This is a genomic window from Haloferula sp. BvORR071, from assembly GCF_000739615.1.
Classification (GTDB): domain Bacteria; phylum Verrucomicrobiota; class Verrucomicrobiia; order Verrucomicrobiales; family Akkermansiaceae; genus Haloferula.
The window spans coordinates 110657-126170 of record NZ_BATP01000060.1; the positions used below are offsets into that span (position 1 = coordinate 110657).

Sequence of the window (15514 nt, forward strand, 5' to 3'; positions counted from 1 at the left end):
TTGGTCGGTTGAGCGGAAGCGGACATTTCTCGACACTGCGCGAAATTCGGGCATAATGCCCGGTTGTGAAATTCGGAATTCAGCCGCGGAGTCGGAAAGCGCCCAAGCCTCCCAGCTCGCCACCGTCCCGACGGCTCCGCGTATGAGCGAGCCGTCATCAGCCGCGAGGGAGGGCAAACCGGCTGAGACCGGGACGGACCTGCATGGCGCGGAGCAACTGGTCCCGCTGGTCTATGATGAATTGCGCCGTCTGGCCGGCTGGCGCTTGGGCAATGAAGCCTCGCCTGGCACGCTCCAAGCGACCGCCCTGGTGCATGAGGCCTACCTGAGGCTATCACCGGGTGAGAGTCGCTGGGATGGCAAGGCCCACTTCTTCTCGGCGGCGGCCGAGACCATGCGCCGCATCCTGGTGGACCGGGCGCGGCGCCGGCAATGCGTCAAACACGGTGGAGAACTGGCACGTACCGATTGGGTGGAAGACGCCATCGTCTCGCCAGTGGAAGATTCCGATGAAGTGCTCGCGGTGCATGAAATCCTGGATCGCTTCTCCGTGCTGGAACCGCGCAAGGCCGAACTGGTGAAGCTGCGCTACTTCGTGGGCATGACCATTGAGGATGCCGGCGACGTTCTCGGCATCTCGCCTGCAACCGCAAAACGCGATTGGGTCTATGCGCGGGCCTGGCTCTATCGCGAGCTCAAGGACGCCACCACCTTGGAGGCAATCCAGCCACCCGATCACCCGTCATCGTCATGACTTCTTCGACATCGCTGGAACAGGTGCTCTGTCAGGCCCTCGAGATCGGCGACCCGGGAGAACGTTCGGCCTTCCTTGATCAAGCCTGTGCCGGGAATTCCGGACTGCGGCAGGAGATCGAGTCGCTGATCTCTGCCCATCTGGCGGCAGAGTCCTTTCTCGAGCCGCGGATCATCCCGGAGAATGAATCTCCCGCTGAGCAACCCGGGGATCGTATCGACCGCTACCGCCTCTGCGAGATGATCGGTGAGGGCGGCTTCGGCCGGGTCTGGCTGGCGGAGCAACTGGAGCCCGTGAAGCGCAAGGTGGCGCTCAAGATCGTGAAGCTCGGAATGGATACCCGCGAGGTGCTGGCCCGCTTCAAGGTCGAGCGCCAGGCGCTGGCCCTGATGGACCACCCGCACATCGCGCGGGTCTATGATGGTGGGGCCACTGACAGCGGGCGTCCCTACTTCGTGATGGAACTGGTGGATGGCATGCCGATCACCCGATACTGCGCCGAGCACGAGCTCGACCGGAGACGGCGCCTGGAGCTCTTCATCGATGTGGCTGCCGCGGTCCAGCACGCCCATCAGAAGGGCGTGATCCACCGTGATCTGAAACCATCTAACATCTTGGTTGGCACCCGTGATGGCAGGCCGGCGGTCAAGGTGATCGACTTCGGGATTGCGGAGGCGATGTCGATGGAGTTGACCGGCGCCACGGTGATGACGGTATGCGGTCGCATGATCGGGACGCCGGAGTACATGAGTCCGGAACAGGCAGAGCTGAACGTGTTGGATGTGGATACGCGCAGCGATATCTATTCGCTGGGGGTCCTGCTCTATGAGTTGCTCACCGGTTCCACGCCGCTGGATCCGGCGACCTTACGCAGGACCGGCTTCGCCGACATGCAGCGGATGATCCGCGAGGAGAAGCCGCTCAAGCCGAGTTCGCGGGTGGCACAGCGCCGCCAGCAGGAGGCAGCCGCTCCGTGGTGCCGTGAGGAAGCGGTGAGCCGAGAGATCGATTGGGTGGTGATGCAAGCGCTCGAAAAGGATCGCACCCGCCGCTATCAGACTGCGAATGGCCTCGCGCTGGATGTGCGCCGCTTTCTCGACGATGAGCCGGTATCGGCCTCGCCTCCCTCCGCGACTTACCGGATTGCGAAGTTCGCCAAGCGCCATCGCTTTGCCGCGGCGTGGACGATTGTCTTCGTCGCGGTGTTCTTCGTGGCGGCGATCGGTATGACCTTGCTGTATCTTGACGCTGCGAACAAGGAGAAGGCAGCCCGTGAGCGCCGGATCGAAGCGGAAAGGCGCACCTGGCAATCGCTCATGGAAGAGGCCAACGCGCTGCGCTGGAGCCCTAAATTCGGTCGCCGCTTTGCTGCCCTGGATGCCCTGCAGAAGGCCTTTGCGATCACGACGGAAAGCAATTCGCCGGCAAATATGAAGCGCTTGAGGGACTCCACCATAGCGTGCCTCGCGATTGCGGACATGCGTGCGGTGAACGAGTGGAAAGCGGATCCGGAGTCCACTGAGATGGTGGCGGTGGCTCCGGCTTTCTCCTGCTATGCGACCACTTTTCCGGATGGGCGGATCTCCATTCACGGCTATCCCGATCACCAGTTGCAGCGTGAGCTTCCCGGACAGGGCCTGCCGGTCAGCCGCATCCTGCTCTTCAGTGGGGATGGCACCCGCCTGGCTGCCGCGTATGGCTCCGGGCCGGAGTGGCAAGCGAGGCTGTGGGACTGCTCCGGTAATCTGCCGCCATGTGACTTGGGGCCGGGTGTGAACCGCGCCTTGGCCTTTTTTCCCGGCGGCCGCCGTTGCGCCATCGCTCGCCCGGATGGCACTCTCGTCGTGGCGGATCAGGCTACGGGAAAGCAACTCCAACAGATTCCCCTCGGGAGCCTTCCCCAAGCTTTGGCCGTGAGCAGGGACGGCAGATGGATCGCAGCTTGCTTCGCCACCACGCCGAAGGCAGCGGGAGCTGTCCGGATCCTGGATGTCGCCAGTGGGGCGCAGGTTGTCTCCCTGGCTTATTCCGCCTTGTCGGTCGCATGGAGTTCCAAGGAAGATTCACTGGTGGTGGGATGCACGGATCGTGCGCTGCGAGTTTGGCATGATCTTGATTGGTCCTCGCCGCCGCTGGAGCTGGCGGGGGTTTTGGGTCACACGGCTGCGGTGGATTCCGTGGCGTGGAGTCCGGATGGGCGATTGCTCTTGTCCCAGGCTGGCGACGGCACCATGCGCTTGTGGGACCCCTTCCAAGGAACCCACTTGGGCATGTATCTCGGCAGGGGCTGCAATCTAGAGTTAGTTGAGAAGGACTCGCGTGTGTTCGTGCTGACCCGGGGTGGCGGCGTATTCAAGGTCATGGAAGCGGTCGGTGGCGATGTGTGCTATCGCGGGCGCAGACATTCCGGGGACCGTGGCGTCGCGGATGGAGCCTGGAATCCCAAGGGCGACCTCTTGGCGACCTCCGGTGATGATGGTGTCCGCTTCTGGAACCGCGAGGGACGCCAGCTTGCTCACCTGAAGGTGGATCATGCCCGCGGTCTCGCCTTCTCGGATGATTCGCTGTTCGTGGGCTCCGCCAGCGGGGTGCATCGTTACCGGATGATTGAGGAGGAGGCTTACGGCGAATCCGTGATCCGCTTTCTGGCTCCGGATGCGATCGGGGCGCTGGAGTCTTGTGAGCAGCTTGCCCTACGGAAGGACGGCGCGCAGCTCGCTGTCGCTGCAAGCGGCCGCGGGCGCAGCGAGCCTGCGGGAATCTGGATCCTGGATTTGAAGGGCGGCGGAGAAGCCAAGCGTCTTCCGTCACCGGCGGAGGTGGCCCACTGCGCTTTCAGTCCGGATGGTCGGTGGGTGGCAGCAGGAACCGCCCAGGGTGATGGCGTGCGTGTTTGGCCGATGGACCATACCGCTGCTCCCATTGACCTGCGGGTCCGTGGCGCGGCGCGAGTCGCCTTCTCTCCCCACAGCCCGCATCTGGTGACCTGTGATAGCGACGCCTATCGCTTCTGGAAAACCGGCACCTGGGAGCAGGAGCGCGAAATCCCGAGCCAGATGGGAGGCACCAGCGGGATCGTTTGCTTCAGCCCGCGTCCCACCGTGTTGATCATCGCTTATCACCGGGCCGAGCTCAAGGTGATCGATGTCGCTTCCCTCCAAGAGGTTTGCAGTCCCGACTTCGACCGTGAGACGCCGCTCTGCTTCGATCCCGATGGACGGCTGATGATTACGGTGAGCCCATCCGGAGGGGTCTTCTTCTGGAAGCTTGATGCCGTGCGGGCCAACTTGCTCAAGATGGGATTGGATTGGTCTACGATGCGGTCCTTCCCGCCCTTCAATCTCCCGCTCCTTCAGCGGGTGGCCTTGCCGGCATCCGAGTCGTGAAAAGTTGCGCCCGTCGTCGTCACGGACAGCGCACCATTTTCCCCACTTTCGACCGCCTGATCCTGCGGCTCCACGGTGATCACCGGTGCTGCAGTGGCTAGGACAGCGTTAGCCTTTCAGCGGCTCGGCAGGAATTCTCCCGTCTTCTTCCCCTGCAGCCAAGCCAGCTCTGCCTTGATCGCAGCGAGCTCCTCCTCGCTGAACTTGTGCGACGACAGAACCAGTGCCTTGCCGTCTGCACCCGGGATCTCCACTCCGGGCTTCACGCTCATGCCGGTGCGAATTTGCTCTTCCATCACTGCGATCCGCTGAAGCGTGATCTCCTTCTCATACTCCACTGCCGCCGCGCCATCGGCCTCGCGCCCCTTGGCAAATTCCTCCGGTGTCACCGTCAGCCCGCCGACGATCTTTCCGCCGTTCGCCTTCGCTTGCACGTACACCACCTGTCGGGGTCCAAGCAGCATCGTCGCATTCCGCGAACTCACCTCATCGGCCGGCGCACCGGCGGGAATGTCACCATAAACGGCATCCGGCTTCACGACCAACTCGCCGTGCCCCGTGAAGTCCGCTTGGCACTCGATGCCCCAGTCGGTCCGGAAGCCCACCTTCGGTCCCTTCGCCGGGCGATTCTTCTCGCCCGGCACCGCCTCGCCGAAAGTCGCCTCTACCAGGAAGCTCTTCCCGCTGAGCGCTTGCGGCTCCAGCATCAGCACCGCCCACGCGGTCGCTTCATTCATCGCCTTGCGCTCCACTTGTGCCTTTGCCCAGGCGCCGAGCTTTGCTTGCAAGTAAGCGGCCTCTGCCAGACAGGCATCGGTCAGCTTGGCCATCGGGATGGCCACGATCTTCTTGTCCTTGCCGCGCACATAGACCTTGCCCGGACGGATCGCCAGGAAGTCACCGGTAAAGGTCTGCCCATCGCGGCTCTCCCACACCTGCGGCTCATCGCCAAAAGCGGTGGTAACCAGCGTCAGCAACAGCAGTGGCAGCAGTCGTCTCATTGCGGTTCCTTCATGAATTTCTCCACTTCGCTGCGCGATGCCGCGGGGAAGGATGAAAGCCAGCGTTGCACCCCATCAGGATCATACTGCGCCCAGTTCGCCGCCAAGTTTTTCTGCGCCCAAAGCTTGGCATTGCCCTCCGGCAAGCCTTGCACCCACTGGCTCGCAGCCTCGGGATCCTTGATGCCCCACTGAACTGCGAGACTGGAGGCATAGTGAGTTGCATTCTGCGGTCTGGAGGCGAAGGGATCATTCGCCTGCGCTTCCTCCGGCTTGGCCGGCGCTTCGTTCAAGATCAGGTATCGGATCGCCTCGCCCCGCAGCGAGGGATCCCCGCGCGAGTTGTTGTCGTCTCCGGCCAGGATCGTCGCGACTCCCATCTTCTTGTCCGCTGGCAGTGTGCGGAATCCAGAGGCGACCTCGGCCAGCTTGTCCTTGTCCCATTGAGCAAGGATGCTCATGTAGCGATAGCTGTTTCCCTTGGCCGGATCGTAGTTCTGAATCTGTTCCAGCCACTCCGAGGGAGTCTCCGCTTTGACCTCCTCCGAGCGACCGGAGGATCGATCGAGCCACTTTTGGGCAGTCTCCCGCTCCGCATCGCTGCTGAGCAAGGCCAGCATCTTCTCGTTCTTCTCCGCATCGTGCCCGTAGGAGAAAAGATTCCTCAGCATGTTCTCGCGGACCTTCGGGTCGAGTTCCATCTCTCCCATCAGCTTCAGCGCCTGCTCGGGATTCTGATAGCTGAGATTGCGGATGGCCGTCTGCTTCAAGTTCTTGACCTGGTCCTCCGTGAAGCCCGCCGCGGCGAAGTCGCTGCGGAACCACTTCTCGGCGTTGTCGGGATTGATCAGGTTGTCCGCGATCCGGCCGAGCTGCCCGCGCCACTGCTCCGGCAGTGCGGTGAGATCGGACAGGATCACGTCGCTGATCTTCCCCGGATCACCACTGGTGTTGAAGGCCCGCTCCAGCGCCGTCAAGCCATCGGGCCGCTGCATGAGGGCGCGGAGTTCTCCCGTGGGATCGGACTCCAGCCGCTTGCCAAGGAGCATCCCCTCGGCCTGCAGGCGCAGGTTCTTGGGTAGGCCATTCAGTGCGGCTGCGAGTGCTTCCGGGGCCTTGGCCGCGATCTCGCGCAGCGCCTCGTTTCCGTAGTAGCCGGAGTTGTCGGGACTGCCGCTGGCGATCAGCTCGCGCAGTCGGGTGAGTGCCAATGTCGGGTTCGCCTTCGCGATCGCTTGCAGTGATTGATACTCCAGATTGGGATTCGGGTTCTCCTTGAAGTAGGCGAGCAAGGCCGCCGGATCCTGCTTGGCCCAAGACTCGACGGCTCCCATCGAGTAGCCTTCACCCGCCTCCATCGCCAGCTTGAGCTTGCCCTGCGGATCTTCCGTCTGCCAGCGCTGGTTCACGATCTTGTTGAACAGCGTGAGGTCGAAACCCGGCTCGGATTGAAACCAGCGCCGGTCGATCCAGTCGCCCAGCTCTGAAGCGGGCAGGCTATAGGCGAGCGCGATCGTCGCCTGCATTCGTTCCTTGGATGAACTGATGCCGCGGATCGCCGCGATCTGGCGGCGCGCCTGGGGTGGGGGACCAGACTCCCTCACGCTGCGCTCCGTGCGGGAGGCCGCCTTGGAACTCCTGGCCTCGGTGCCGCTGTTAGACGTCGTTGCACTGGCGGCCGATGATCCTCCGGCCAGTTGCCAGCCGGCACAGGCAGCGCCGATGAAGCCGGCACAGGCCAGCAAGCGGAATGGTGTGCGCGGGTTCGCTTTCATCGGTTGGGGCGGTTCAGATAGCCTTCGAGAGCTTGGCGGACTTGATCCGACAATTGCGCGCTGCCCATCCAGGCCCGCGCGGCTTCGGGATCGCGCTGGGCCCAGTTCGCGACCACATTGATGATCTGGTTGTCCCCGTGATGACTCATGCTGCCAGCCCATTCCGCAGCCTCGGCGTAGCTCTCTTCATTCATCAGCTGATAGACCAGGATTGCAGTCCCTTGGTCTTTCTTCGCTGGAGAGCTTTGCCCTTCGACCCAGTTGGCATAGGCTTCTGGATCCCGCTGTGCCCAGAGTGATGCTGTCCGTCCGAATAGCGTTTGGGTTTCAGGGCCGGCGCCAAGTTCCATCGCCCGCTGCGGATCTGCCGTGACCAGAGCCCCGAGCAGAGCGTCTGCCTGCTGGCTCTCGCCGGAACCCCAACGGGTGTAGCCCCCGCCGGGGCTGACTAGCCGTGCTCCCAGCTCCCATGGATTCGGGCAGACCTCGAACAGGCGCTTGGCGAGTCCGAAGGCCCGCTCGGGATCCGTCCTTGCCACGGCGGCACCGACATCCGCCAAGCGCTGCGCTGCCACTGCCGGTCCCTTGGTTTCTTCGGCCTGCGTGATCGCGGCTTCCAGATCCACCTTGAGCAAGCTGCTGAAGGCCTTGTCCTCCATCTTCCGCCGCATCTCCCCGGGTGGTGTGGTCTCGGCGATCCGGGCCAGTACGTCGGGGTGATACAGCGCCAGTGAGCTCACGAAGGAAGTCATCAAGGAGTCGCTACTCCCACGATAGCCTTCGTCGTCGCCGCCCTGGTTTTTCTGAAGCCAATCGTAGGCCGCCCATGGATCGCGCACGCTCAGCACCTTGAAGAGACGGCTGTGGAAGCCGTAGCCCTTCTCCTTCAGGAAATTCATGATCTCCTCCGGATGCTCGCGGTCATCCCACTTTGCCATGCCTTGCAGTGCATTGTCGCGGCCGCCCTCCGGTAGCTCGTCGAAGTGCTTCAGCACCCAGTCCGGATGAAATTCGCCGATGCCCCAGGTCACGTTGTTGATCCGGTCGGGATTGGTCGCGATCGCGGCATCCAGCGCGGCCTTGGGGTCATGGCAGGACCATGCCCACCACGCGTAGTGTTCGTCGGGAGTGCCTTTCGCCGCCGCCGTCGCTGCCAATGGATCGATCCGCGCCCAGTTGATGAAGATCACATCATTGATGTCATTGCTGCGGTCCTTTTGGTTGCGATAGAATTGCCAGTAGGCGGCGATGTCTTCCTGGCTTGCATCCACCATCCATAGCGCCAGCCGGGCATAGAGATCCGTGTTGTCCGCCTTGAGCGACTCCAGGGTTTCCGTGGAGCGCAAACTGGTGGCGTTAGGGATTTCCTTGGCGAGATCCACCTGGCTTGGCGCGGCGGGTTTGTCGGAGCCTCGCTCCTTGCTGCCGCTTTTACTCGCAGAGGAATCCGCTGCACTTGGCGGCGAAGCGTCACCGCTCCCACCGCTGAACTTCTTCGCACCATAACCCAGTGCGAGACCGGTGATGCAACATCTTGCAAACAGGGCAATGGGTTTGCTTTTCACGGCAAGGAGGAAAGGGGACGAGACAGGGCGAGTCAGGTTCTCGCATAACAGGCCCGAGGCCTGCTCGGGCTGTCAATTTCATTCACAATGAACGATTGTCCCTCACGGATTATTCACCGGGACTTCTTGTCCATCATGCAGACAAGCGGGAGTTCTGCCTCCTTCTCACTCCAAACTGTTCCAATGGCTCGCCTCGTCCCAAGCTCTGCAGAAACGGCAATATCCTCCGATAAGGGCGGCGCAGGTCCCTAATATGAAAAGACCCAAGGTTGACGCAGGAGCGTCTACCTTGGGTTCGGCCACAGGCGGAAAGGAACCCCCAAGAGGGTTCCCGTGATGAGTCACCGGTCTATCCGCCCACTTGGCTCACGCGATCGGCTCCAATGCCGCAATCGGCTCCAACGCCGCGACTCCGAGCTCTGCCGCCAGCTCATTGAACTCCGCGAGTTCAGCCGCCGTGAAGTGCAAGCCACCGGCCTCATCCGAACGCTTCCGCGCCTCGGCTTCAAACTGTCCCGGAAGGATACAGTCCTCATTGCCGTGCCCGAAGACATCCTTCAGCACCTCGGCCAGGTTCTCCATCTGGTCGCGGCCCTCGGCGAAGGCATTGCCGGAGATCGCATCCGGGTGGATCACCTGGAAATAGAAAGCGGTGGTCGTCTTCTCGCCCTTCGGCGCGATCGTCGGGCGACCGCGCAGGGTCGGTAGCGAGCCCCCGATCATGCCGGCATAGAGCTCATTGATCAGGCACATCGCATAACCCTTGTGAGCGCCGAAGGGTAGCAGCGCCGCCACCTCATTCGGATCGAGCGTCGGCTTGCCGTCCTTGTCCACGGCCGCGCCGGGAGGCAGCATCTTGCCCTCGCGCTTGAGCGCCTGCACGCGGCCCATCGCCACGGTAGAGGTCGCCCAGTCGCTCACGATCGGGAAGCCTAGGGCGGCGGTGGTCGGGAAACCCCAAGAGTGAGGATTGGTGCCAAGCGTCGGATACTTGCCACCGAAGGGAACCACCTCCGCGAGCGAGGAAGTGCAGTTCGTGTAGGCGATGTAGCCGCGCTCCGCAGCCTCCATCACGTAGCCGCCGCCCCACAGGTAGTGGAAGGCATTGTCCACGCTTACCTGGCCGATGCCATATTTGTCGGCCAGCTCGATGCAGCGCTCGATCGCACGGTAGGCCACGCTCTGGCCCAGCTTGCGGTTGGCATTCCAGATCTCGGAGCCCGCGAAGCGGCTCTTCACCACCTCGATCTCCGCGCCGGGCGTGCAGCCGCCGACCGCGCTGCCGAGCAGGTGGTCCAGATGCAGGGCCTTGAGGGCGTGGTGGGTGCGGATCCCATGTCGTGCCGCTTCCGCCGCCAGCTTGGCTCCCTCTCCGGCTTCATCCGCAGTGTAGCCGCGGGAGCGGTAGGCAGCTTCGACGAGACGATCGTGGGCAGAACGGGAAACCGTGAGGAAATCGGACATAGTGCAGGTGTGAAGGGTATGAAACCCCTTGCTGTCCGACAACTCAAGCGTGGATTCCGTTTCCAGCTAACCCTTTCGAGTAGGTGTCGGGGCTTTTCTGGAGGCGGCCAGCTTGCGCAGTCTGCAAAATGGTTTACTTTCCTTAAAGTTCACAAAACTCCACAGGTGGTATTGTTTTTTAACTGGTCATACCACATGTAGTGCAGGCTGCTGCAACGGCTTTGTCACCGGACTTTCCGGGGTAAGCTGTGCTTTGTCCGGATTCCCTCTCGGACTGAACCTCTAACCCGCTTCTGTCGCATGTATCTAAAATCGCTCGATATCCACGGCTTCAAGTCCTTCGCGGACAAGACCCGCATCGAATTCCACAAGGGCGTGACCGGCATCGTCGGCCCGAATGGTTGCGGCAAGTCGAACGTGGTGGACGCGATCCGCTGGGTGCTGGGCGAGACCTCGGCCAAGGCCCTGCGCGGCGGTGAAATGGCGGACGTCATCTTCAACGGCACCGAGAAGCGCAAGCCGCTCGGCATGGCCGAAGTGACCATGACCATGGCCGATTGCGAGGCGGCGCTGAAGGTCGACTACAATGAGGTCTCCCTGACCCGCCGGGTCTTCCGCGATGGCAAGTCGGAGTACCGCATCAACGGCACGCTCTGCCGCCTGAAGGACATCCATGACCTGCTCATGGACACTGGGATCGGCCGCACCGCCTATTCGATCATGGCACAGGGCCAGATCGACCAGATCCTTTCGTCCAAGCCGGAAGAGCGCCGCGCGGTCTTCGAGGAAGCCGCGGGCATCACCAAGTACAAGCGCGAGAAGAAGGAAGCCCTGCGCAAGCTGGAGTTCACCGAGGCCAATCTGCTGCGCGTCTCCGACGTGCTGGCGGAGCAGGAGCGCCGCATGAACTCGCTCAAGCGCCAAGTCGCCAAGGCCCGCCGCTACCAGGCGCTGGCCGGTGATGTGCGGGTGCTCGACACCCACCTCGCGCACAAGAAGTTCGTCGAGTTCACCGCCGAGCGCGATGAGCTCAAGACCTCGATCCGCTCGCTTGAAGCAACCGAGTCCGAGCTTGAGCGCCTGATGGCCCCGAAGGAAGAAGCCGTGGCCGATGCCCGCTTCAATGCCCGCAATTTCGAAGGCGAGCTGGCCGACCTGCGGCAGCAACTGAACTCGCACCGCAACCAATTGTCCGCCGCGCAAGGCCGCGTCGCCTTCAACGAAGAGCGGAAGGCCGAGCTTGAAGGCCGCATCTCCCAGAACCGCGAGGAGATCGCGAGCACCCACGAGAAGCTGGCCCAGCAGGAGTTCGACGTCGTCGCCGCCAACGAAGCGCTGGAGCAGCTCGCCCGCCGCATCGCCGAGCAGGAAATCCAATTGGGTGACCACGAAGAGCGCACCCGCATGGCCCGCGGTGAACGCGAGCAGATCGAAGCCCAGCTTCGTGAAGCCCGCGCCGAGGCCAACCGCGCGCAGACGATCATCGCCGCCATGCAGGCGAAGATCGAAAGCTCGCTGGCCCAGCTTGAGACCAGCCGCGAGCGTGCCCGCATGCTCGCCGATGAAGAGCAGCGCTTGAACCTCGAGAGCGAGGAAACGAGCGAGATGCGCAACCAGATCGCCACGGAGCTCGACGAGCATTCGGCCCGCACCACCGAGCTGGAGGAAGCTTTCCAACGGGCCGAGCGCGGCTACCAGCACACCCGCGGCGATCTCGATGCCGCCCGCACCGCTGCCGCCGAAGCTCACAAGACTCTCTCCCAGCGTGCCTCGCGCCTGCAGGTGGTAAAGCAACTTGTCGCCAGCGGTGAAGGCTTTGAGAAGGGAACCCGCAAGGTGCTCGATGGCCTCGACGATGCGGAGCGCTTCAAGCCTGGCATCCACGGCGTGCTTGCTGGCTTCATCGAAGCGGACCGCGCCTGCGCCCGCGCGATCGAAACTGCTCTTGGCAAGAACCTGCAAGCGGTGCTCGTGGCCGATGAGAAACTTGCCGATGCGATCATTTCGCGTCTCACCGAGAAGCGTCTGGGTGTGGCGGCGATCCTGCCGGAAACCTTCGTCGGCTACTCCACTGGCACCCAGATGGAAGCGGTGCCGGAAGGCGCGATTGGCTGGGCCTTGGATAAGGTGAAGTCGGATCCGCGCGTGGCCCGGGTGATGGAGCGCCTGTTAGAGAAGGTGCTGATCGTCCCGAACTATGCTACCGCCATGCGCCTGCGCGGCTCGTTGGCGGATGTGACCATGGTCACCCAAGCCGGGGAGTTGGTCGGTGCGGAAGGTGTGATCAACGGCGGCGATGCCGGTGAGGGCAACGTCTCCGTCCTCGAGCTTGGCAACGAAGTCCGCGACCTGGAGAAGGAAGTCGATGGCCTGACTGAAGCCGAGGCCGCCGCCCGCCAGCGCGTCACGGATCTCGAGGCTGGCCTGGCCCAGCTTCAGGAAGAGATGGAAGTCTGCCGCGAGCGCATCCAGCGCCACAAGGTCGAGCTCTCCACCCTGCAAGGCCAGCTCACCCTCGCCGCCCGCGAAGTGGAGAGCGTCCAGACCAAGCTCGACAACGTCCGCTGGGAGCGCGGCGAACTCGACGCTCGCGAGCAAGCGGCACACGACAGCCGCAGCGGCCTCGAAAGCGAGCTACAGATGGCCCGCGAGCGTCTGGAAGGCCACGAGGAAGACCAGCGCCGCCTGCAATCGCAGGTCGAAGGTTCACAGCGCGACGAAGCCGAGTTTGCCCAAGCCCTCAACGAGCTGCGCACCTCGCTCGCGGTCGAGCGCCAGGCCAAGCATGCTGCGGAAGCGCAGCAGCAGCCGATGGAGGCCCGCCTCAGCGAACTCCGTGAACTTTCCATCCGCCGCGAGACCGAGATCGAGGCCTTTGTGCAGCGCATCGACTCCGCCGCGGCGGAGAACGCCCGCCTCGCCGAAGAGGTGGAGACCCACCAGTTGGAAGCGGAGGACCTCGCAGTGGAGATCGAGTCGCGCTCGGCCCGCCGCAATGAGCTGATCGAGGCGATCGACAAGGCTGAGTCCGAACTTTCCGAAGGCCGCCGCAAGCACGCCAAGGCTGCCGAGCAGCGCGGCCGTGAAGAGGTCGCTATCACCAAGATCGAGCTCCGTCTCGAAAGTCTCGTCACCACCATCCTCGAGCGTCACCAGGTCGAGCTGGCCGCCTTCGAGCCGGACGCCCACGCGCTGCTCGTCTGCATCGCTTCCCAGAAGTCGCAGCAAGCCCGCGGCGGTCGCCAGACCTTCGTGGAGAGCGAGGACTCGGAGGACGAAGAGCCAGCGATCATCGTGGTCGATGCTTCGAAGTCCAGCAGTGAAGACGAACTGGAACTGCCGCCGATGATGACCGGCGAGCCGGACTGGCACTTCGTCGAAGCGGTCGTCAGCGATCTCAAGCGCCGCCTCGACTCGATGGGCCCGGTCAACGTCGACGCCATCGAGGAATACGAAGAGCTTGAAGAGCGCTACAATGAAGTTCGCTCGAACTACGATGATCTCGTCAGCTCGAAGGCCAACCTCATCGAGGTGATCGAGAAGATCAACGAGGAGACCCAGCGCCGCTTCTCCGAGACCTTCGCCCAGGTGAAGATCAACTTCCGCGACATGTTCAAGGAGCTCTTCGGCGAGAAGGGCCAAGCCGACCTGATGCTCGTCGACGAGAGCGATCCGCTCGAGTCCGGCATCGAGGTCATCGCCAAGCCGCCCGGCAAGAAGCTGCAGAGCATCACCTTGCTCTCCGGTGGTGAGCGCTCGATGACCGCGGTCGCGCTGCTCTTCTCGATCTACATGATCAAGCCGAGCCCCTTCTGCGTGTTGGACGAACTCGACGCCCCGCTCGACGAGTCGAACATCAACCGCTTCGTCAAGGTCCTCGACCGTTTCATCGATAACAGCCAGTTCATCATCGTCACCCACTCCAAACGCACCATGGCCCGCGCCGACGTGATGTATGGTGTGACCATGGAAGAGTTCGGCGTCTCCAAGCCGGTGGGCATGCGCCTCACCAACTCCGACGACGTCGCCAGCAAGGGCGAAGCCAAGACCGCCGCCCAGAAAGCCGCCCTGCGTCTCGACGCCTGAGCCAGCGGCAAAACTACAACGATTCTTCCGACAGAAGAGGGATGAGGGACGGAGGGCAACCCGGGTGGGTCTGCTTTCCGTCCCTCAAGTTTTTTAATTGGACTGCTGCGGCTTGCCGACAGCACAGCACCTCGGCGTCAGGCCATTGCCTCCTTCATTCGCGCCTCATTTCTTCGCCGCGAACTCCTTCTCGGTTGCCTCAGCGATCTCTCCCATCGGGCGTCCCTTGTGGTCGGTCGCGTCCTTGTATTTCGTCTTGAGCTCCCCGAGCACCTTCTGCGCCTTCTCCTTCTCGCCGGACTCCCAGAGCGTGAGCGCGAGCACGAATCGCCCGTAGCCACCCACCTGGCAGCCATCGTAGTAGTAGCAATCGCTGAACTTCTCGACCGCCTTCGTCAGATACTCGATCCGCTCCTTGCCCTCGCTCATCTGCCCCATGTAGAGCGTCGCACAGCCGGTGCGGTTCGCCTTGTCGTATTTGTCGATCAGCTTCTTGAGGCTCGTCTTGGCCTCATCGCTGCGCCAGTTCTTGTTGGCGACTTGGTAGAGTGACTCGATCTCCTGAAGCTCCTCCGGCTTGTAAGCGCTCTTGTCCTCTGAACCGCGTTTCTTCGCCTTGGCGACGTTCTCCTCGCGGAGTTTTTCGAGCTTCTTCTCGTTGGCGGCTTTGCCCTCGAGTTCGGACAGGCGCTTCTCCAATTCGGCGACCCGCGCCTTCAGCGCGGCGGGATCCTCGTCCGCGGCAAGCAGGGAGGAGAAGGGGGCAAAGGCGATCAGGGAACCGCAAATTGCTACGGCAAGTTTGGATTTCATGGGCTCAATGGAATGGTTTTGAATGCAACAAAACGGTGGACTGGGAGAGCTCCGCAAAAATTCAAATGATTTACCCCAGTCCATCCCGCCCGATAGCAGATCACCCGCGGCGCGGAAAGATGGATTTGAGTTCGGCCGCCGCCGCCCTAGGGATGGGGCATGGCCACTGAAATCGAGCGCAAGTTCCTGGTGAAATCCGACGCCTGGCGGGAGGGCGGCCCGCCGGGGGAGAAGATCTGCCAGGGATACCTGGCGAGCGACCGCCAGCGCGCAGTCCGGGTGCGGCTGAAGGGCACGAAGGCCTTCCTGACAGTGAAGGGCGCGGGCGAGGGGATTGCCCGCGCCGAGTTCGAATATCCCATTCCGGTGGCGGACGCCCAGGAGATGCTGGCGCTCTGCCTGCCCTCTCCGGTCGAGAAAATCCGCCACGAACGCCATTGCGGCAGCAGCCTCTGGGAGGTGGATGAATTCCGCGGCGAGAACGCCGGCCTGGTGGTCGCCGAGATCGAGCTGGAGGCCGAGGACAGCGACTTCGAGAGACCGGACTGGCTCGGCGAGGAGGTCACCCACGACCCCCGCTACCTGAACACCAGCCTGGCAAAGCACCCGTGGCGGAAATGGGACGAAAATGAGGATCTTGGATGACTCTCGCCGCGATAGACGGCCCAAA

9 protein-coding genes are annotated in these 15514 nt (G+C 62.8%); 4 read left to right on the forward strand and 5 right to left on the reverse strand.

Annotated elements, in window-relative coordinates; genetic code table 11:
* Positions 1-142 precede the first annotated feature (142 nt).
* Together BV071_RS30870 and BV071_RS34005 are read left to right on the forward strand one after the other, a co-directional pair.
* A complete protein-coding gene (locus tag BV071_RS30870) occupies positions 143-754 on the forward strand; it encodes an ECF-type sigma factor (RefSeq protein WP_075091060.1) in 612 nt (203 codons plus the stop codon).
* A complete protein-coding gene (locus tag BV071_RS34005; protein WP_052574087.1) occupies positions 751-4140 on the forward strand; it encodes a serine/threonine-protein kinase in 3390 nt (1129 codons plus the stop codon). Before BV071_RS30870 ends, BV071_RS34005 begins: the two co-directional genes overlap by 4 nt.
* 116 nt (positions 4141-4256) lie before the next feature.
* On the opposite strand, the gene BV071_RS30880 is transcribed toward BV071_RS34005, so the two are convergent.
* The 4 genes from BV071_RS30880 to BV071_RS30895 all read right to left on the reverse strand — a co-directional run bounded on the left by BV071_RS30880 (position 4257) and on the right by BV071_RS30895 (position 9945).
* Positions 4257-5141, reverse strand: coding sequence for a hypothetical protein (locus tag BV071_RS30880; protein ID WP_035615855.1), 885 nt, complete (start codon positions 5139-5141; stop codon positions 4257-4259).
* On the reverse strand, positions 5138-6916 hold the full coding sequence (locus tag BV071_RS30885) for a hypothetical protein (protein WP_035615857.1): 1779 nt from the start codon (positions 6914-6916) through the stop codon (positions 5138-5140). The genes BV071_RS30880 and BV071_RS30885 overlap by 4 nt, the downstream gene beginning before the upstream one ends.
* The gene (locus BV071_RS30890) at positions 6913-8481 is read right to left on the reverse strand and encodes a hypothetical protein (protein WP_265595116.1); all 1569 of its coding nucleotides are present in this window, start codon (positions 8479-8481) and stop codon (positions 6913-6915) included. Before BV071_RS30890 ends, BV071_RS30885 begins: the two co-directional genes overlap by 4 nt.
* Before the next feature lie 366 nt (positions 8482-8847).
* On the reverse strand, positions 8848-9945 hold the full coding sequence (locus tag BV071_RS30895) for an Ldh family oxidoreductase (RefSeq protein ID WP_035615861.1): 1098 nt from the start codon (positions 9943-9945) through the stop codon (positions 8848-8850).
* Between the two features lie 300 nt (positions 9946-10245).
* Here BV071_RS30895 and smc point away from each other — a divergent pair, with 300 nt between their 5' ends.
* Positions 10246-14031 carry a chromosome segregation protein SMC gene (gene smc / locus BV071_RS30905; protein WP_052574088.1) on the forward strand — a complete coding sequence of 1262 codons (3786 nt, stop codon included), beginning with the start codon at positions 10246-10248 and terminating at the stop codon, positions 14029-14031.
* A gap of 165 nt (positions 14032-14196) precedes the next feature.
* On the opposite strand, the gene BV071_RS30910 is transcribed toward smc, so the two are convergent.
* Positions 14197-14844 (reverse strand): hypothetical protein, encoded by a 648-nt coding sequence (locus BV071_RS30910; RefSeq protein WP_035615867.1) that lies wholly within the window; start codon positions 14842-14844, stop codon positions 14197-14199.
* 159 nt (positions 14845-15003) lie between these two features.
* Between BV071_RS30910 and BV071_RS30915 the strand changes: the two genes are divergently transcribed.
* Complete coding sequence (locus BV071_RS30915) at positions 15004-15489, forward strand: CYTH domain-containing protein (protein WP_035615869.1); 486 nt, start codon at positions 15004-15006, stop codon at positions 15487-15489.
* Positions 15490-15514: the final 25 nt, after the last annotated feature.